Below are 17,371 nucleotides of genomic sequence, written 5' to 3' on the forward strand. Positions count from 1 at the left end.
CCGTGAAGGGGTGGCGGTCTTGACGTAGGACTTCATCGAGACCGCCACCCTCACCGGCGTGCGGCCGGCCGTCCGCAACTTGCTCATGGACCTGGAGGACGCCAACGGCCTCGCGCGGATCAAGTTCCTCATCCGCGACCGCGGCGCGAAATACGCCGCGCTGATCGACGAGGTCCTCAGTAGCGCCGGGATCGCCACCGTACTGACCGGTGTCCGGATACCCCGTATGAACGCGATTACCGAACGCTGGGTCAAGACGTTGCGCGCGGAGCTGCCGGGTCGCAGCCTGAACTGGAACGAAACCCGTCTCCGGTACGCGTTTCGCGAGCACGAGCGTCACTGCAGCTCGCACCGAACCCGCCGATCACTCGCCGCCCCAGCACCCCTCAAACCCGACCAGCTTGAACACCTCGTCATATGCCGACAAGACCGCATTGGCGAAGTCATCCACGAGTACCGACTTGCAGCTTGAACTGCGCGAATGAGGTTTTCGGTACGCACACTCGTCGGTATTCAATGCTCGAGACGCTGATCGATGGGTCTACGGCCGACGACCGATTTCGGTGGCCCCAAACGGCGTTTGGGGCCACCGGTTTCATCTACCTGCATACAGAAGTCAACCGGTCTGGTTGGCCCACCAGCGCTGACCGGCTTCGGGCAGCGTGGAGATCGGGTCGTAGTACGGGTACTTGCGCTTCAAGGCCTCCGGGTCCTCGTGCTCGATCCCGGTGCGGTAGTTCTTGGTCCAGTACGAGATCCCGAGCTCGCGGTCGTACTCCGCCAGCTGGTGCACCCACCGCTTCCCGACGTACGGCACGTCGCAGACGATCCGCGGCGTCGCGTACCCCGGCAGATACCCCATGATCGCGTGCTGGAGTTCCTGCGCCTCGTGCACGGAAACCCGCCAGTGTTCGGCGTTGGGGATCATGTCGCACAGAGCGAAGTTTGACGTAGGGCGTCGCCTAGATGAGCCCTCCACCTGCTGCGTTCGCCGTCGCGAACGTCCACATTGGATTCCTGGGCCGTTTCTGGGCCGTCCGAGAAAGTTACAGGACGATAACTTTCGGCTCGCGTGTGGCCAGCTCACCAGCGAGCAAAGGTCGCTGGACCTACTTATCGTGGCACCCGGCGTCGGGGTGCGCTATCGCTTGATTGAGTGAGCGGTGCCGGGCGAGAGGTCCGAGGTTGTTGGCGATCCGGCGTGTTTTAGTGCGTTTCGGGGCTCGTATTCCGTAGAGCCCCTTGGCTCGTTGACTGAGGCTCATCGCGCTGTCTTAAGCCAGCTTGGCGTAGTGATGGAACTGCACTGTGTCACACCCAGTCGCGGCCTCTGTTGCCCTTGTCGGGGCATTGTGAGGGGGGAGGCGAGGCTCAGGAAGGGGCGTCACCGCGTGCGAGGCGGCCGAGGCTGGAGCATGTGGGGCATGTTGGGTCACGGCGGGCTTTTTGATGGGCGCGCTGTCCGCTGCGCGGGAAGTGCAGGAAGAAGTGTTCGTCGTCATCGGTGTGAAGGTTGGTGACGGCGAGCATGAAGTGGTCACGGCTTCGCTAGCGGCGAGGCTGTTGAGTGCGATCACTCTGGGGCTGGGACCTCTTCGACGTAGCGGGCTCGCTCTTTGCTTTTGCCTGGGAGCATGTCCATCGCCAGTGCGGTCGGGTTGATGAGGCCGTCGCACCACATGCAGCTGCTTGCTGGGATGAGTTGCCGGACGGCTACGTGGATTCGGCGGATCTTTCCGGCGACAGGTGAGGCGCGAGGGGAGTGGAGTGTTCGGCGATGTTCACAGTGACCTCACTTGCACGCCTTCGTCTGGTGTGCGCCGAACTTGGCCTGGGCGTTGGTGAATTGCCCGCCGTACCTCGATGACAGCTGCTGGATCAGGCCGGTGCAGGAGAACGAGGTGTAGTCCAGGTAGGACTGTGCCGATTTGGCTGCCTGCGCGTTCCAGTCGACCTTCAGGCTGTCCACTGCCTGGGTGGCGACGTTCTTCGGGTAGCTGTCGCCGTACTTCGAGGACAGCTGGTCGATCAAGCCGTTTCGCGAGAAAGCGCTGTAGCCGAGATACGACTCCGCGGACATGCGGGCCTGCTCGACCTGGGGCGGGTACTGCGGAGCCTCGCTGGCTGGACTGGACTCGACTTGGGGCGGTGATTGCGGAGCTTCACTGGTCGGGCTGGACTGGGCCTGTTGCCCGTTGATGCATGACTGCCCGGTCTGCAACGGAGGGCAGGACGCTGGCGGCGTGTAACTGGGCGTCGAAGCAGGAACGGGAGTCGTGACGCCGACAGCGAGATCGCCGATGCCACGACCGGAACAGGCGGTGAGGGTGACCGCCGCGGCGGCCGCCGCGGTGAAGAGGGCGACGCCCTTGATCATGAGGATGCTCCTTGGCACGAGGTGATTCGTAGTCGTGCGTCCTGCTCTGTGTGTTACGCCGGTCATGTCTGCCCTCGAGGCATGTGCCGTGTCATGCCAACCGTGTAAGCCAGGGATGGACCAAGATCGAGTCGCTGGCGGAGAGGAGCTTGGCGGGGTCAGGCGTCATGACCCAGTCCCGTTGCGTCACGGTAGCGTTCCGGACTGGACCCGACGACTGGGGCGACCTGCCTGCCCGGTGTTGACCGTCCGAGACGGACATGGTTGAGGACCGGCCTATCCGGCATGGTTCGAACTTCACCGATTGTTCCTAGCCATGTCCACTTGTGCACGGAATGTCGTGCTGGATGGCACCGCCATCACATGAACCACGACGTCGCGACCGCGCTCAGCGACCTCGTCGACAAGGCATCAGGAGAGCCGTCGGATCAGGCCGGTGTAGCCGGCGATGGCGAGCGTTGCCAGACCCCAGATGAGGAACTGGATCAGCCATAGGCTCGCGGTGAAGACCTGCCCGGCGAACGTGGAGCTGTCTAGGTCGCAGCGACTGCGGATGCCGGTGCTGGCCAAAGGAAGACCGCGGTCCAGGCCGAGCCCGACACGTTCGATGAGCGAGCAGGTGGTGCCGGGCGAAGCTGTCGCGGAGGTGGGTGCCGCGACAGGCCTTCCGGTGTCGCCGGCGGGGACACTTCCGGCGATGACACCGAGGGTCGACGCAAGCAGCAGCACGATGGCGAGTGCACCCGCAACTCTGCGAACGCGGTAGCCGTATCCAGCGAGCAGTCCCCACAGTGAGTGGACGCAGCGGGCGAACCGGCCGCCGAGATCGCCTCGGGCTCGCAAGTCGTCCTGTTGAGCGCGGAGAATGGTGCGGGCCTCGTTGTCGTGTCCGTACGACTTGAGCAGGAGCGCGAGTTGCTGGTACGGCTGCGGACTGTAGCCGGAGGTGTGGTAGCGCAGTAGGTGGCGCCATTGATCTGAGTCGACGTCAGGGAAGTACGTGTAGGTTAAGCCGGCGAAGTCGACTTCTGCGGCCAATGTCTCGTGCTCCCGGTTATCCGTGCAGACAGTTCTGGGGGAGAGGGCTACCTCGTTCGCCTTGGCGACAGCAAGGTTGAGGACTTTGCGATTCTTGTCGACCAGTTCGATGCCGGTGGGGTCGAGCTTGCCTTCGACAACGGCTCTCGTGAGGTCGATGGAGCCGTCGAATTTTGCCTCCTTGCTGAAGTCGATGTTGTTGTGGACGTGCAGTCGTTCCGCGGACAGGGATGGGCCGGACCGGTTGGTGATCTGCGCCTTGGTGCCGACGAGCTGGGCGCCGATCTTTGCGCCTGTCAAGCGGACTGCGCCGTCAGCCCCTTCTCCTCGGGCGATGAATCCGTCACTGAGGTAGAGGGTCTCGCCTATCTGGATGTCACGAGCCGAGATCGCCGGTCCTGTGGTGTTGGTGACTTCTGCGCTGGACGCGTCCAGCTCTCCCTCGATGCGGGCACCGGTCATGCGGATCGCTCCACGCTCCCCGTGGCCTGACGCTTGAAGCCCGCCTGTCATGGACAGGTCGCCTGTGATCTGGATGCCGTCAGCGGAGAAGGCGGGGCCCGCGTCGTTGGTGAGTCGTGCGCCGTCAAGGGTGAGTCTGTTGCCGAGGTTCGCCGAGCGGAGACGGATGGTGCCGGCTGGTCCGTGTCCGACGGCTTCGAACGGTGCGGACATGAAGACCGCGCCATCGACGGTGATCTGCTCGCCGACGAAGGCCGGCCCTGAATTGTTGATGAGTTCGGCTTGCGTCAGGATCAGCTGGCCGCCGACGTGGGCTTCGGCCAGACTGAGGGTCCCGTTGTCTCCCGCGCCGCTCGCGAAGAAGTGCTCCTTGAGGCAGAGCGAGCCGTCCACACGGAGCCGGTCCGCGGCGAGTGCCGATGCACTCTTGCTGGTGAGCTGTGCGCCGGACAGGTTGAGCTTGCCGTGAATATGCGCGGCGATCAGTTCGACGGCGTTGCCAGTGGCTGCTTCCACGGTGAAGCCGCGGTCGAGGTCGACTTTGGCGTCGACCTCGAGGCCGTTCGCCGTGAGCTGTGGCATGTGGGAGCCGGTGAGGGACAGCCACGGGAGGTGCGCGTCCTCCAGTATCACTCCGTTGTCGAACGCGCACCTGATGAAAGCCAAACCGACTTGAGGGCGGATGTGCCGCAGATCAACCTCGCCGGTGATCCTCGCACCGACTACGCGAATCCCCCTTGGGTCCAGTCCGCGAGTGTCTGTGCGGAGGATCTCACGAATCAGGTGCGCGGACAGGTGATGCCCAGGGTCTTGACTGACTCGCAAGGACTCGGGAGGGAGCGTGCTGACGCGGAACTCGGTCCCGTTTTGTGCAGCTGCGAGGAGCGGATCGGGCACGTTGCTTGCCATACGGGGGAGTCGCGAGTATGGATTGGTTGCGTAACGCTCTGTCTGAATGGTGATCGTTTCGATACCGAGCTCACCGCGTGCCTTGACTCATCACTCGACAACGACGGTGCCCACATGTCGAGTCTCGATCTCGCCGATCGTCCTTTGAGAAGTCACTGGATGAAGGATGGGTAGATGCACATCATGGAGCTGTATCGACGGGCGCAAGAGGAGTTCGACGCCGTGCTCGGGGACGTCCGCCCTGATCAATGGGACTCGCCATCGGCGTGTGCCGGATGGACGGTCCGGGACGTCGTCGGTCACGTGGTCTGGGGTCAGCGGCAGATGCGCGCTTGGGCACTGGACGAGGAGTACGACGAGCGGGCAGGTGCTCCTGGTGCGCTGACGCCCGGTGTCCTGGCCGGTGGAGATCCCGTCGAGGTTTGGAGAGAAGCCCGGGCGGTGTCAGTAGGGTCTTTGACTGACGAGGCTCTTGCGCGGCAGGTCTCGATCGTCGGCATCGGCGAGGTGCCGCTCGCCGGCGTGCTGAGCTTGTTGATCACCGATCACGTGCACATACATGGGACATCGCGCACGGACTCGGGAAGGACATCCGATTGCATGATGAGCTGATCGATGCGGCGTGGGACTGGGCACGATCCAACATCGTGCGACGGCCGGGGTTCTTCGCACCGGCGGAGACTCCGCCGGCTGGAGCCGACAGGCAGACGCAAATGCTGGCGTTCCTGGGACGGGCGCCCTGGGTCGAGGTTTCGGCCTGACTTCGGAGTCAGCTCGGCGACGTGCGTCGCCTCCTGTCGAGTCAGACAAGGTGCCAACGCGCAGCCGTGGTGCGACGACGCGAAGAGCGGGAAGATGGAACCGCCGTTATCGTGATTGCCCACGAACGGGGCTTCATGGCGGCCCATGAAAGGTATTCGCAACCACTTCTGCTTAGGGGCGGCCTTGTACCTCCAAGAACTCATGACGACCGTGCGGACCACCATGACGGTGAAGACCGCCTTCGGTGAACCATTGGAGCGGGACGGAGTCACCCTCATCCCCGTCGCGCTCGTCAGCGGTGGTGGGGGAGCGGGCGGAGGCGAAGACGAGAAAGGTGCGTCTGGGGACGGAGGCGGATACGGGATGTGCGCCCAGCCGGTCGGCATGTACGTCATCACGAACGGGCGTGTCCGTTTTCGTCCTGTCATCAATGTCAACCAGCTCGTGTCCAGCGTGGGAAAGGCCGTCGCGGTCGCGATGTTCGTGCGTGCGAGAGTGGTTCGAGCCCGCACCAAGAAGCGGCTTCGTGACACGCATTAGGAGTACTCGCGATGGTCCGTGCCGAGAGCGGCGAGGGACAGAGCCGACTCGACGTCGTCGGTGACTGCGTCATGCTGGAACCGCACGTCATGCTCGAGACGGCGGTCGACGCGAGAACGAGCGGGATTCTCGACCGTTTCCCGCTTCACCTGGTGGGTTGGAGGCCCCGGACGACCATCGTCCCCGGCAGCTTGGCCAGTGCTGAAGGCCATCTGCGGGCTGAGTTTCGGACAGCCGATGCCGACGGCACCAGCGCGGTCGCCTGCCAGTGGCCTGCGAGGGAACTGCCCAATGACATGCGGTTGATGTGTCAAAGCCCGTACGACGTCGTAGAGGGTCGGGATGCCGACGGAAGCACGATCTTCCGTCGGCGAGCCAGTTCGCTCCTGGCCGAGGCCCTTGCGGGTGCCAGCGAGCCGGAGCGCGCGGATGTCGGCGGTCGGTTCCTCGACCTCGGAGTTCGATACGTGGGTAGGGCATTCACCAGTACGACGCGCGCGGGAGCGTTCAGCAGCCTGATCACTCACCCCACTTTGGTGGAATCACTTCGTGATGTGCCGGATGACGTGGAGGCCTGGCTTGTCCTCGTTGAGCTAGACCCAGAACCAACGGTCATGCGGGATTCTGACGACGCAGCGGCGGAATTGGTGGGACTGACGGCGTCCGCGCTGGTCGACTACTTCCAGCCACCGTTGAACAGGGCATCTGCGGGACCGAGAGATGCGACGCCCAACAACGTGGTCGACCTCCGCATGACCACCGAAAGGGTCGGCGCGCGTCTGTTTTCGAAGGTCGCATCACCAGCGTTCACGCACCGAGTCGTGTACTCGGCGGGTACGAGCCGCTACTCGAGCGTCGGCGACGACATCGAGTCATTTCCGGCCTCCTGAACGTCTTATTCGACGGCAGACCGCTCGACGACGGGATGGCCGGCCGCCTTCCAGGCGGCGAACCCGCCGACGACGTCACCGACTGCGCGCAGACCGACCGCGGACATGACCTGGTGAGCGGCGAGACTCGAGGTATAGCCCTCATTGCACAGCAAGATGACCTCTTGGTCGTAGTCCTCGTACGCCAGTTCCTTCAGACGCCAGGAGCTCGTGACGTCGAGGCGCCATTCGAGAACATGCCTTGACACTGCGATCGCACCTGGGATGTCGCCGTTACGAAGGCGAAACTCCAGCGGCCGGAGGTCGATGAGCAGAGCGCCGCCACGTAGCCGCTCAGCAGCCGCGTCCGGCTCGTAGCGGGTGATGTTCTCACGTACCCGCTCCAGCAACCCCGAGATCGTGTCCATGGTCTTCATCATGCACTGGCGTAGCGGTCGGCTGCCTCGTCTACGAGGTCCGCGGTGTCGGGTTCGGGGCTTTCGGTCGGGATACGCCGGAGGTGGTAGAGCCCGTCGCGTACGAGGCAGTAGAAGTTCATGCTGGTCAGGGGTGGGGAGTACACGTGGATGGAGACCGCCGGAACAGCGTTCGCGGCGACAAGGTTGTGCAGGTATCGCGGACCGAAGAAGGCACCGCCACCGGCTCGGTGACGTCTCGTCGTCAGCTTGCCACCGGTCACCGAGCCGAAGTCTTCGAGTAGTTCGCCGTCGATGACGGCGAAAGCTCCGCTGCTCCCACCGTGGTCATGGAGCAGAGTGTCCTGCCCGTAGTCCCAGCAGATCAGCCACACCTCGACGAGGTGATCCCGGTAAAGCCGCGCGTAGTGGCGGCGAGCGAGGTCGAACTCGACCTCCTGGTCCCAGAGTCCACGGTGATCGCCGATCCGCCGGGCCGTCTCGAGCAGGCTGCGCTGCGACACGGAGGCGGCGGCACCCGGGACGTTCACCAGTTCACTGATCGTCGGCATGTCGGACAGGGATGCCATCAACCGCTCCCTTCACCTCCAGACGCTCGGTGCCGATCCGCCGGCCGAAGGCATGAAGCCGCAGGCCTGCCGCGCCGAGCTGAGCCGGGTCGAGGACGTTCCGTGTGTCGACGACGAGGTCGCCTTCCATCAGCTGGTCGATGAGGTGCCAGTCAAGCTCCTGGAACTCGTTCCATTCGGTCAGTACCGCGAGAGCATGCGCTCCTTTGGCGGCCTGATACGGGTCATCGACCGCGAGCGGCGCCTGTGGTGTGCCGCGGACCGTGGGATCGAACGCCGTCACTTCGGCGCCGAGTTCCCCGAGTCTTCGCGCGATGGCGAGAGCAGGCGAATCCCGGAGATCACCGGTTCCCGCCTTGAACGTCAATCCCAAGACTCCGATCCGGGGACGGCCGGGGCCGTCGCCCAGCAAGGCGAGAATCCGCCGCGCCATACGATCTTGGTGGGCCGCGTTGAACCGCACAGCGGCGTCCAGGACATCGAAATCGACATCGGCGGCCTTGGCCGTGGCCAGCAGGGCACGTGAGTCCTTCGGCAGGCACGAACCACCCCAGCCAGGCCCTGGACGTAAATGCGCCGGCCCGATGCGTGGGTCGAGGCCCATCACGTGCGCGACATCGAGTGCGTCTGTGCCGGTCGACTCGCACAGTGCGGCGATCGAGTTGATGTACGACAACCTCACCGCCAGGTAGCAGTTGGAGGCGTACTTCGCCATCTCCGCGGTACGCCGGTCCGTCGTCACGGTCGTGACATCCGGGCTCCGGTACAGCCCCACAACGAGTTCCGCCGTGCGGGGATTCTGGCAGCCGACGACGATCCGGTCCGGGTTGAGAAAGTCCTGGACGGCATGACCTTCACGGAGGAACTCGGGGTTGCTGACGACTTCGACGTCACTTCGACGGAGCCGGATCACGAGGTCGTCACCTGTGCCGACCGGCACGGTCGACTTCACCACCACGACCGCCCCCGAACGCAGATGCGCCCGTACCTGTCCCGTCACGTGCTGCAGAGTGCTGACGTCCGCCTGCCCTGATGATGTCGTCGGTGTGGGGAGGCAGAGGAACACGATGTCGGCGTGCCGAGAGACCTCGATCAGGTCGTCGGTGAAGGAGAGCTTGCGCCGGAGTATGCCCTCGAGGACGAGCTCGCTCAGTCCTGGCTCGAGAATCCCGACTTCGCCGCGGCGAAGTGCGGCCAGTTTGTCGTGGTCGTTGTCGACGCAAGCGATCCGGTGTCCAAGGCTGGCCAGACACGCCGCGGTGGTCAGCCCGACATAACCTGCCCCGACCACCGCGATGTTCCGATCAACCATCGCTTCGCGCCGAGACCGTCAAACGGGGCGTCCTGTCCGCGTACCAGTCGACGGTACGCCGGATGCCAGCGCGCACCGATGTTCGCGGTTGCCAGCCGAGTAGCGACTGTGCCAGTGAGATGTCCGGTCGACGGCGGACCGGGTCATCGGTACGTGGTGCGGTGTGAGCGAATCGCGGCTCGGTACCCGTCGTCGTGGCGATCACGCGGGCGACCTGTTCGACCGTGTACTCCTCGGGATTTCCGAGGTTGATCGGTCCGCGGACGTCACTTTCCATCAGGAGCACGATGCCGTCCACGAGATCGTCGACGTAGCAGAGCGAGCGGGTTTGTTGCCCGTCACCGTGAATCGTGAGCGGCAGGCCGGTGAGCGCCTCGGAGATCAGTTGCGGAATCAAGCGTCCGTCGTCGGCGCGCATACGGGGTCCGTAGGTGTTGAAAAAACGCGCGATGGCGATGTTCGTTCCGTGTTGGCGGTGGTAGGCCATCGCGAGCGCTTCGGCGTATCGTTTGGCCTCGTCGTAGACGGAACGGACACCGACAGGGTTGACGTTGCCCCAGTAGGACTCCACCTGCGGGTGTACCTCAGGCGTGCCGTAGACCTCCGAGGTCGAGGCGAGGACGAACCGCGCGTCGTTCCTCCACGCCAGCTGTAATGCCCAATCGGTGGCGTACGCGCCGATCTGAAGGATTCGAATGGGAATCCTGTCGAAGTCGACAGGAGACGCCGGCGACGCGAGATGGATGACGTAGCGCGGATGCACCGTCGTGAGAAGATCCGCTGTCGCTTGGCTCGGTATCTCGGCGTTCACGAACTCGAACGCCGGATCGGACATCAGCGGCTCGATGTTCTCGATGACGCCGGTCGAGAGGTCATCGACGCAGACGACCTCTCGACCCGACGACAGCAGGCGCTCACACAGGTGCGAGCCCAGAAAGCCGGCGCCGCCGGTCACGAGGACCGGCGAGCCTTGGCCGTTACGACCGCCCATAGGGCTCTCCCCCAGAGAGAATCCGGACCTACGCAGGAAGAATGCGTTCGAACTTGATCGGCAGCGTTTCGATGGCGTGGACGGCGTCGGGCATGTACTTCGGCGGATCGGCCTCAAGCTCGGGACCGACGAGCCTCTTCGCCATCGTCGCGAGTGCGATCTGGCCTTGCATCCTCGCCAGGGAAGCGCCGAGGCAGAAGTGGATCCCCGCACCGAACTCGAGGTGGTGATTGTTGGCTCGCACGATGTCGAACTTGTCGGGATCAGGGAAGCGCGCGCCATCACGGTTCGCGGCGCCGAGCCACAGCAGGATCATCTGGCCCTTGGTGACCTTGCTGCCGTTGATTTCCAGATCCTCCAAGGCGTAGCGCCTCGTGAACTGGATCGGCGAGTCGTAGCGGAGAACCTCCTCGACCGCGGACGGAGCCTGCACCGGGTTCTCCCGCAGCTGCCGCAGTTGGTCGGGATTCCGCAGCAGTGCGAGCATGCCGTTGGAGATCAGGCCGACGGTGGTTTCGTGGCCTGACACCACGAGGAGCCGGCAGGTGTCGTTGACCTCGTCGAGAGTCAGTTCTCCCCGATCCGCTGCGGCGATGAGCGTCGTCAGGAGATCGTCGCCGGGGTTCTTGCGCTTCTTCTCGATCTGCGCTTCGAAATACAGTGTGAACTCATCCTGCTGCTGCATGCTGTAGGTCGCGCAGGCGCCTGCTGTGGTCGGCGCTTCGAAATCGCAGCACAGCTGCGACCGCGTCCAGGGCTTGACCTCCCCCAGGTGGTCGGCGGCATCGACGCCGATGATCTGGCTGATCAAGGTGATCGGGAGCGGGAATGCGAGATCGTTGATCAGTTCGAAGCCGCCCTTGGCAGCAGCGGCGTCCAGGTACTCGTCGACGAGCCGCTGAACGGTGGGCCGTAGCGTCTCCATGCGCTTGGTGCTCAAGGAATCGCTGACCAGACCGCGAAGGCGGGTGTGGCCCGGTGGGTCTCGGTGCAGGAACGACCGCTGGTTCATGGTGGAGACCAATTCGGGCGGAACCTCTCCGCTGGCCACCATGTTCTGCTGGGATTTGCCGTTACGGTCGTCCGCGCTGACCTTGTTCGAGCGCAGAACGGTGGAAACATCGTCGTACGACGTGAAAACAATGGCATCACCGGCCAGGTGAACCGGTCGTTCCGCAAGGATCCGCTGGTAAAGCGGGTACGGATTCATCATCGTCGCATGATCGGCGAACATGTCGATGATCGATGGACCGTCAGCGGCGGACCAGGGGAGGTCCTCCTGCTTCGTGCCGGGATACAGCTTCTCTTCGAGCATCGACATAGCAGCGCCCCATCCGACTATGTTTCAGAGATCTTTGGAAGACTGTCGAAGCCGAGGCTATCCGCGCGGTTCGAAAGCGTCAACGGGAGATCGCGGGCTCGGGGACGACGGCGGGGCTCCTCGGCTTGCGCCCTAGTCGCTATCCGTGACCTCGCGCAGTTGCGCCAGCACGCCGGTCAGAGTCGCATCGAAAAGAGTCAGATCGTCCTGCGGCATCGCCGCGAACAGTCGCTGCGCGAACTGCCGATGGTCTTCGTTCATGGCTTTCGCCGCACGCCGGGCCTTCGCGGTGATCGACACCATCGTCGCCCTACGGTCCGTCGGATGCGGATTGCGATCGACGAAGCCACCTTCCTGAAGTGCGTCGAGCAGGCCGGTGACGTTCCTCGGCGTGACGTTGAGCGCCTGGCTGAGCTCGCGCTGGGTCATCGGGCCCCGATGGAAGAGTTCCCAGACAACCGTGGCCCGTGCACGGGTCAGGCCCCGCTCGGCGAGCGAGTGCTCGATGTAGCCGGCCATCAAGACGCTGAGCTCGAACAAGCGGTCCAGCGTGCTGTCCGCATCGGCGGGCGCAGTGGTCGCCCCTGACGCGGAGCTGAGTTCATTGTGTATGGACTTCACGATGTAGTAGCCTCCGTGGGTATGTTAGCGAACGGCGACGGCAGGATCGTGGTCTCCGGCCTCACGAAGGCGTTCGGTGCGGTCAAAGCGGTCGACGACCTCAACTTCACGGTCGAGCCCGGCACTGTCGCCGGGTTCCTGGGGCCCAACGGTGCGGGCAAGACCACGACGCTGCGGATGGTCGTCGGGCTGGTCAAACCCGACTCTGGTTCGGCCACGATCAACGGTGTGTCCTATGCCGCGATGCCCTCGCCCAATAGCCAGGTCGGGGCGGTTCTGGAGGCGTCGGGATTCCATCCTGGCCGTAGCGGTCGCCAGCATTTGAAAACGTACTGCCTGGTCAACGGTTACCCCGGGCGTCGTGCCGACGAGGTCCTCGAGCTCGTCGGGCTGACGTCCGCGGCGAAGCGCTCGGTCAAGGGATACTCACTGGGCATGCGACAACGTCTCGCACTCGCCGCGGCCCTGCTGGGCGACCCCCAGGTCATGATCCTCGACGAACCGGCCAACGGGCTGGACCCGGAAGGCATCGTCTGGATGCGCGGGCTGCTCCGGGAATTCGCCGCCAAGGGACGGACCGTCCTGGTGTCCAGCCATGTCCTCACCGAGATGCAACAACTGGTCGACCACGCGGTGATCATCAACAAGGGCAGGCTTGTCCGGCAAGGCACGCTGGGGGAGTTGTCCGAGAAATCCGGTGGTGTCGTCGCTCGTACGCCCGATCCGGACAAGTTGATCGACGCACTGCGACGAGCCGGCCATGACGCCAGCCGAGCATCGGACGGCCGGGTCGAGATCAACGGTGCCGATACGGCGCGAGTCGGCCATATCGCCTTCGTGGAGGGTGTCGAGATCCACGAGCTGTTCGAGCGTCGGAGCGATCTCGAGCGCGTGTTCTTCGAACTGACAGCAGGCGGCTACGAGGGCAGGGTCCTCGCGATGCCCGGGGTGGGATGACATGGGACGGTTGATCACCGCCGAGTTTCAGAAGCTCTTCGCGACCCGGCTTTGGCTGGTCTTGCTCATCGGGTCCATCGGGATCTCGGTCCTGTACGCGAGTCTGGCCATCGCGTTCGCCGACAGTCCGGGAAATCCGACTCCACCTCTGTCCACAAAGGAAGGACAGGGTACGGTTTTCGCCACCGCGCAAGGAGCGAGCACCCTGGTCGCGGTTCTGGGCGCGATCGGGCTGACCGGCGAGTTCCGGCACAAGACCGCCACCGCGACATTCCTGGCGACCCCGAAGCGCGGCCGGATCGTGATCGCGAAACTGATCACCTACTGCGTCGTCGGGATCGGCTACGCGGTCCTCTGCTTCGCCGCCGTGGCCGCGGTCGCGGTCCCTTGGCTCTCCGCGAAGGGCATCACCGTCGTCATGGACGGCAAGCTGGAGATCTTCGCCGGCGTCGTGGCGTCGATCGCGATTTTCGCGGCTGTCGGTGTCGGCTTGGGGGCGCTGATCCGCGATCAAGTGGCGACGGTTGTTGGCCTGCTCATCTATCTCTTCATCGTCGAGCCGATCCTGACCCGGGTGACCGCGTTGGAGAGCTGGACGAAGTACTTACCCGGTGCGGCGGAAGACGCTCTCACTCAGGTGACCCAAAGTAATCAACATCTTTTGGCGCCGACGCTGGGCGGAGTAGTGCTACTCGCGTACGGCGTAGTCTTCGCGGTCGCCGGCACCTTCCTGGCAGTTCGGCGTGACGTCACGTGACCATGGCAGGCCTCCGGCAACTCGTGCGGCAGCATTATTCCCTCGATCGTCCGTGAGCCTGGACACATGATTGGGCGATGGCTAGTCTGACGTTCGTCCAGAGACTTTTGGAGTACGGACGCTGAGGGGTTTCGCGGGGCGAACGAAAGCATGGGGGTTTGTCCTTTGCCCGGGGGTCATCGTGGGCCGGCTCGGCGAGATGGGGTGGTGTCTGGCGTGTCCGCAGACTATGCAGCATCGCTGGAATCTGTCATCAGTAACGTTGTCGCCCCGCAGGCGGTGGAAACCGACCGCAGTGGTGAATTCCCGCGGAATTCCGTGGAAGCATTGGGGAAAGCGGGAATTCTCGGCCTGTTGAGTTCGGCTGATGTGGGCGGCGGGAGTGGAAGCCTCGCCGATGGCGCGGTCGTCATCGAAAAGCTCGCGTCGAACTGTGGTTCGACGGCGATGGTCGTTCTCATGCATTACGCCGCGACGGCGATTCTCGAGGCGCACGGTAGCGAGGAAATCAGGCGCGCCATCGCGGCCGGGGATCATCTCACCACACTGGCGTTCTCGGAATCCGGTTCACGCAGTCATTTCTGGGCTCCGATGAGCTCGGCGACGAGTGACGGTAACGGAAAAGTGGAACTCAACGCGAGTAAGAGCTGGGTGACCGCGGCCGGGCAGGCGGACAGCTATGTGTGGTCCAGCAGGCCGATCAGTGCCGAAGGGTCGATGACGTTGTGGTCGGTTCCGTCCGCCTCCGATGGTTTGACCGTGCGCGGAAAGTTCGACGGACTCGGCCTTCGTGGGAATGCCTCCAACCCCGTGGCGGGTGAATCGGTGGAGGTTTCCAAGGGTGCGATGCTCGGTGAAGACGGTGCGGGTCTGGATATCGCGCTGCAGACCGCGCTGCCGTACTTCCTCGTGCTCAACGCCGCGTTCTCGCTGGGGTTGATGCAGGCACAGATCGCCGAGGCCGGCGAGCACCTCAAGAACACACAACTGGCTCACCTCGAGCAAACCCTGGCTGAACAGGAACATCACCGCACGCAGTACGCCCGTCTGCTGACCAAGGTCGACGAGGTCCGCGCGTTCCTGCAGGACACCTTGCAGGCTCTGGGTTCCGGCCGCGCCGACGCGACTCTGCGGGTCTTGCAGGTGAAGGCAGTCGCCGCCGAGGCGGCGAGTGAGGTCTCCGACGGTGTCATGCGGCTCTGCGGAGGTTCCGCCTTCCGGAAGGAACTCGGCGTCGAGCGCCGGTTCCGTGATTCGCTCGCCGCGCGCGTCATGGCACCGACCACTGAGGCCTTGCGTGACTTCGTCGGACGGGCCGCGCTCGGCCTGCCGCTGTTCTGAGGGGAAGTAAATGACACTGTTGATGGGCGCCGTCGCATACGACCCGAAGGTGGTCACCATCTGGGGAGGATTCCGGTCCTGGCTCCAGGCTCGTGGGCTGCCGTTCGACTTCATCCTCTATTCGCACTACGAACGGCAGGTCGAGGATCTCGTCGACGGAAAGATCCACGCGGCGTGGAACTCGCCGCTGGCGTGGCTTCGTACCGAGCGCCTCGCGAAGGCGAAGGGCCGCACCGTGAGCCCACTCGTCATGCGGGACACAGACCGCGACCTCACGTCGGTCTTTTTGGTTCGCAGCGATTCCCCGTATGAAAAGGTGTCCGACCTCAAGGGACAGGCAGTCGGTCTGGGCGCCATCGACTCGCCTCAAGCGACGCTGGTCCCGCGATCGTTCCTCCGCGAAGCCGGCTTGACTCCCGGTGAGGACGTCACCATCCGACGCTTCGACGTCGGCGTGGGCCTTCATGGTGACCACATCGGCGGCGAACGAGATGCCGCTCGCGCTCTGCTCGCCGGTGACATCGAAGCCGCGGCCATCATCGACGTGAACCATCTGCTGTTCAGCCGGGAAGGGACACTGCCTGCGGGCAGCACCCGGGTTCTCGCCCAAACTCCGACCTATGATCACTGCAACCTGAGCGTCATCGACTCGGCCCCGGCCGACTTGGTCAAGAAGTTCGGTGACCTTCTGCTGTCGATGTCCTACGCCGACCCGGAAGTGCGGCCACTGCTCGACCTCGAGGGCTTGAAGATGTGGTACGAGGGCCGCCGCAGCAACTACTCCCTGCTCGAAACCGCGGTGGAGGAGGAAAGCTTCTACGACGCCGGCGGCAGCGTAACTGCCGAGGAGTACACCCCATGACAGCAGCACCTGGAGTTCTCGACCTGGAGAATCTCGGCTTCGAACGCGGCGCTCACCTTCTGGTGCAGCAGGCTCTGAAGGAGATGCACCCGGGACAGGAACTCGGCGTCACCGGCGCGGATCCGGCCTTGACCGTGCACCTTGAAGCCTGGTGCAGGCAGAACGGTCACCGGGTCCGCCAGGCGGTCGACACGGACTTCGGTGTCCGGGCTTGGGTTGTTCGCGGGCGAGCGGATCTGGACAGGTGGGCCGGTGCCCAGCGCGCAGGCTCCCCGGGCATCGACGGGATCGTGGAGAATCCTCCGGCGGACTGGGGGCTCGCCGCCCGCGGTGCGCTGATCGAAAGCGGTGGGCCACAGACACCGTTTGACATCACCCATCGCGATCTCGTGTGGGCGGAGATCGCGCCGGCGCTGTACGCCAACGCCGCGTCGGCGCAGTGGGATCCGAACACCGCGATCGACTGGAAGGCCGATTTCACCCTGCAGCCGGAGATCGAGCAGGCGGTCGTCCAGGTTATGACCTACCTGATCGAGAACGAACAGGCCGCTCTCGTCATCCCGTCGAAGTTGCTGGCCCGGGTTCATCCGCACTTCCGTGAAGTGCTGCAGTTGCTGGCCGTCCAGGCCGCGGACGAGGCGAGACACATGGAGGTCTTCACCCGCAGAGCCCTGCTGCGCGGTGGTGAGATGGGCACGTCCTCGGTCAGCGGGCGTGAGTCATTGTCGACGTTGCTCGAAGAGGCCGAGTTCTCGATGGCCTCGTTTCTGTTGTCGGTGCTGGGCGAGGGAAGCTTCCTCAACCTGCTGGAGTTCCTCGACAAGAACGCGCCCGATCCGGTCACCCGCCAGGTGACCAGAATGGCGCGCCGGGACGAGGCCAGGCACGTCGCGTTCGGCGTCGCGCACCTTCAGCATCAGGCGGAGCTGGATCCAGGTGTTCGGCACCGGATGCGTGCGGCGGTCGAGCGGCGTTACGAGTCTCTGGTCGATACCTCCGGCCTCAACCAGGATGTCTTCGACTCGCTGGTGATACTCGCGGCAGGTGACTGGACTCCCGCGGCGATCGCCAAGGGATACGACGCGGTCATGAAACTGCAGTCCGAAATGGACGATGGCAGGCAACGCCGCTTGGTCCATCTCGGCTTCCCATCGAGCGAGGCCGCGGACTTGTCCGCGTTGCACACCAAGAATTTCATGTAGTACGAGGCTCGGTGGAGGCCGTCGCGACTGCTCGGAGCAGTCGC

General features: G+C 64.2%; 17 protein-coding genes and 1 pseudogene. 9 read left to right on the top strand and 9 right to left on the bottom strand.

What is annotated here, in order from left to right; translation table 11 throughout:
* Window positions 1-58: 58 nt before the first annotated feature.
* Complete coding sequence (locus CVV72_RS07925) at window positions 59-472, top strand: integrase (RefSeq protein ID WP_219151749.1); 414 nt, start codon at window positions 59-61, stop codon at window positions 470-472.
* Window positions 473-616: 144 nt separating this feature from the next.
* On the opposite strand, the pseudogene CVV72_RS07930 reads toward CVV72_RS07925, so the two are convergent.
* From CVV72_RS07930 to CVV72_RS07940, 3 genes and pseudogenes are all read right to left on the bottom strand, one after another.
* Window positions 617-943, bottom strand: a pseudogene (locus tag CVV72_RS07930) (lysine 2,3-aminomutase); the annotation flags it as partial.
* An 849-nt stretch (window positions 944-1,792) separates the two neighbouring features.
* On the bottom strand, window positions 1,793-2,377 hold the full coding sequence (locus CVV72_RS07935; RefSeq protein WP_219151751.1) for an Ltp family lipoprotein: 585 nt from the start codon (window positions 2,375-2,377) through the stop codon (window positions 1,793-1,795).
* A 411-nt stretch (window positions 2,378-2,788) separates the two neighbouring features.
* Window positions 2,789-4,459, bottom strand: coding sequence for a hypothetical protein (locus CVV72_RS07940; protein ID WP_219151752.1), 1,671 nt, complete (start codon window positions 4,457-4,459; stop codon window positions 2,789-2,791).
* 501 nt (window positions 4,460-4,960) lie between these two features.
* On the opposite strand from CVV72_RS07940, the gene CVV72_RS07945 reads away from it, so the two are divergent.
* From CVV72_RS07945 to CVV72_RS07955, 3 genes are all read left to right on the top strand, one after another.
* Entirely contained in the window at window positions 4,961-5,398 is a 438-nt protein-coding gene (locus CVV72_RS07945) for a maleylpyruvate isomerase family mycothiol-dependent enzyme (RefSeq protein WP_255632577.1), read from the top strand.
* Window positions 5,399-5,749: 351 nt separating this feature from the next.
* The gene (locus tag CVV72_RS07950; RefSeq protein ID WP_219151753.1) at window positions 5,750-6,088 is read left to right on the top strand and encodes a spore germination protein GerW family protein; all 339 of its coding nucleotides are present in this window, start codon (window positions 5,750-5,752) and stop codon (window positions 6,086-6,088) included.
* A gap of 11 nt (window positions 6,089-6,099) precedes the next feature.
* A complete protein-coding gene (locus tag CVV72_RS07955) occupies window positions 6,100-6,978 on the top strand; it encodes a hypothetical protein (protein ID WP_219151754.1) in 879 nt (292 codons plus the stop codon).
* A gap of 5 nt (window positions 6,979-6,983) precedes the next feature.
* On the opposite strand, the gene CVV72_RS07960 is transcribed toward CVV72_RS07955, so the two are convergent.
* From CVV72_RS07960 to CVV72_RS07985, 6 genes are all read right to left on the bottom strand, one after another.
* The gene (locus tag CVV72_RS07960) at window positions 6,984-7,385 is read right to left on the bottom strand and encodes a rhodanese-like domain-containing protein (RefSeq protein WP_219151755.1); all 402 of its coding nucleotides are present in this window, start codon (window positions 7,383-7,385) and stop codon (window positions 6,984-6,986) included.
* An 8-nt stretch (window positions 7,386-7,393) separates the two neighbouring features.
* Window positions 7,394-7,963 carry a cysteine dioxygenase family protein gene (locus CVV72_RS07965; RefSeq protein WP_219151756.1) on the bottom strand — a complete coding sequence of 190 codons (570 nt, stop codon included), beginning with the start codon at window positions 7,961-7,963 and terminating at the stop codon, window positions 7,394-7,396.
* Entirely contained in the window at window positions 7,929-9,275 is a 1,347-nt protein-coding gene (locus CVV72_RS07970; protein WP_219151757.1) for a UDP-glucose/GDP-mannose dehydrogenase family protein, read from the bottom strand. The genes CVV72_RS07965 and CVV72_RS07970 overlap by 35 nt, the downstream gene beginning before the upstream one ends.
* Window positions 9,268-10,266, bottom strand: a complete 999-nt coding sequence (locus CVV72_RS07975; protein WP_219151758.1) for an NAD-dependent epimerase/dehydratase family protein — start codon at window positions 10,264-10,266, stop codon at window positions 9,268-9,270. Before CVV72_RS07975 ends, CVV72_RS07970 begins: the two co-directional genes overlap by 8 nt.
* 28 nt (window positions 10,267-10,294) lie before the next feature.
* Window positions 10,295-11,587, bottom strand: a complete 1,293-nt coding sequence (locus tag CVV72_RS07980; protein WP_219151759.1) for a cytochrome P450 — start codon at window positions 11,585-11,587, stop codon at window positions 10,295-10,297.
* A gap of 132 nt (window positions 11,588-11,719) precedes the next feature.
* Window positions 11,720-12,127, bottom strand: coding sequence for a MarR family winged helix-turn-helix transcriptional regulator (locus CVV72_RS07985; protein ID WP_219151760.1), 408 nt, complete (start codon window positions 12,125-12,127; stop codon window positions 11,720-11,722).
* Between the two features lie 102 nt (window positions 12,128-12,229).
* Between CVV72_RS07985 and CVV72_RS07990 the strand changes: the two genes are divergently transcribed.
* From CVV72_RS07990 to CVV72_RS08010, 5 genes are all read left to right on the top strand, one after another.
* Complete coding sequence (locus CVV72_RS07990; RefSeq protein WP_219151761.1) at window positions 12,230-13,165, top strand: ABC transporter ATP-binding protein; 936 nt, start codon at window positions 12,230-12,232, stop codon at window positions 13,163-13,165.
* Window position 13,166: 1 nt separating this feature from the next.
* Window positions 13,167-13,922 (top strand): ABC transporter permease, encoded by a 756-nt coding sequence (locus CVV72_RS07995; RefSeq protein WP_219151762.1) that lies wholly within the window; start codon window positions 13,167-13,169, stop codon window positions 13,920-13,922.
* 216 nt (window positions 13,923-14,138) lie between these two features.
* On the top strand, window positions 14,139-15,263 hold the full coding sequence (locus CVV72_RS08000) for an acyl-CoA dehydrogenase family protein (RefSeq protein WP_219151763.1): 1,125 nt from the start codon (window positions 14,139-14,141) through the stop codon (window positions 15,261-15,263).
* A 10-nt stretch (window positions 15,264-15,273) separates the two neighbouring features.
* A complete protein-coding gene (locus tag CVV72_RS08005; RefSeq protein WP_219151764.1) occupies window positions 15,274-16,125 on the top strand; it encodes a phosphate/phosphite/phosphonate ABC transporter substrate-binding protein in 852 nt (283 codons plus the stop codon).
* Complete coding sequence (locus tag CVV72_RS08010) at window positions 16,122-17,327, top strand: sulfurtransferase TusA family protein (protein ID WP_219151765.1); 1,206 nt, start codon at window positions 16,122-16,124, stop codon at window positions 17,325-17,327. The genes CVV72_RS08005 and CVV72_RS08010 overlap by 4 nt, the downstream gene beginning before the upstream one ends.
* Window positions 17,328-17,371: the final 44 nt, after the last annotated feature.

The sequence above is a fragment of the Amycolatopsis sp. TNS106 genome, from assembly GCF_019330265.1.
GTDB lineage: Bacteria > Actinomycetota > Actinomycetes > Mycobacteriales > Pseudonocardiaceae > Amycolatopsis > Amycolatopsis lurida.

Excerpts from the sequence above, each read along its gene's own strand:
- CVV72_RS07935 (WP_219151751.1), bottom strand. The coding sequence starts at position 2,377 with ATGATCAAGGGCGTCGCCCTCTTCACCGCGGCGGCCGCCGCGGCGGTC.
- CVV72_RS07940 (WP_219151752.1), bottom strand. The coding sequence starts at position 4,459 with ATGCCACAGCTCACGGCGAACGGCCTCGAGGTCGACGCCAAAGTCGAC.
- CVV72_RS07945 (WP_255632577.1), top strand. The coding sequence starts at position 4,961 with ATGCACATCATGGAGCTGTATCGACGGGCGCAAGAGGAGTTCGACGCC.
- CVV72_RS07950 (WP_219151753.1), top strand. The coding sequence starts at position 5,750 with ATGACGACCGTGCGGACCACCATGACGGTGAAGACCGCCTTCGGTGAA.
- CVV72_RS07955 (WP_219151754.1), top strand. The coding sequence starts at position 6,100 with ATGGTCCGTGCCGAGAGCGGCGAGGGACAGAGCCGACTCGACGTCGTC.
- CVV72_RS07960 (WP_219151755.1), bottom strand. The coding sequence starts at position 7,385 with ATGGACACGATCTCGGGGTTGCTGGAGCGGGTACGTGAGAACATCACC.
- CVV72_RS07965 (WP_219151756.1), bottom strand. The coding sequence starts at position 7,963 with ATGGCATCCCTGTCCGACATGCCGACGATCAGTGAACTGGTGAACGTC.
- CVV72_RS07970 (WP_219151757.1), bottom strand. The coding sequence starts at position 9,275 with ATGGTTGATCGGAACATCGCGGTGGTCGGGGCAGGTTATGTCGGGCTG.
- CVV72_RS07975 (WP_219151758.1), bottom strand. The coding sequence starts at position 10,266 with ATGGGCGGTCGTAACGGCCAAGGCTCGCCGGTCCTCGTGACCGGCGGC.
- CVV72_RS07980 (WP_219151759.1), bottom strand. The coding sequence starts at position 11,587 with ATGTCGATGCTCGAAGAGAAGCTGTATCCCGGCACGAAGCAGGAGGAC.
- CVV72_RS07990 (WP_219151761.1), top strand. The coding sequence starts at position 12,230 with ATGTTAGCGAACGGCGACGGCAGGATCGTGGTCTCCGGCCTCACGAAG.
- CVV72_RS07995 (WP_219151762.1), top strand. The coding sequence starts at position 13,167 with ATGGGACGGTTGATCACCGCCGAGTTTCAGAAGCTCTTCGCGACCCGG.
- CVV72_RS08005 (WP_219151764.1), top strand. The coding sequence starts at position 15,274 with ATGACACTGTTGATGGGCGCCGTCGCATACGACCCGAAGGTGGTCACC.
- CVV72_RS08010 (WP_219151765.1), top strand. The coding sequence starts at position 16,122 with ATGACAGCAGCACCTGGAGTTCTCGACCTGGAGAATCTCGGCTTCGAA.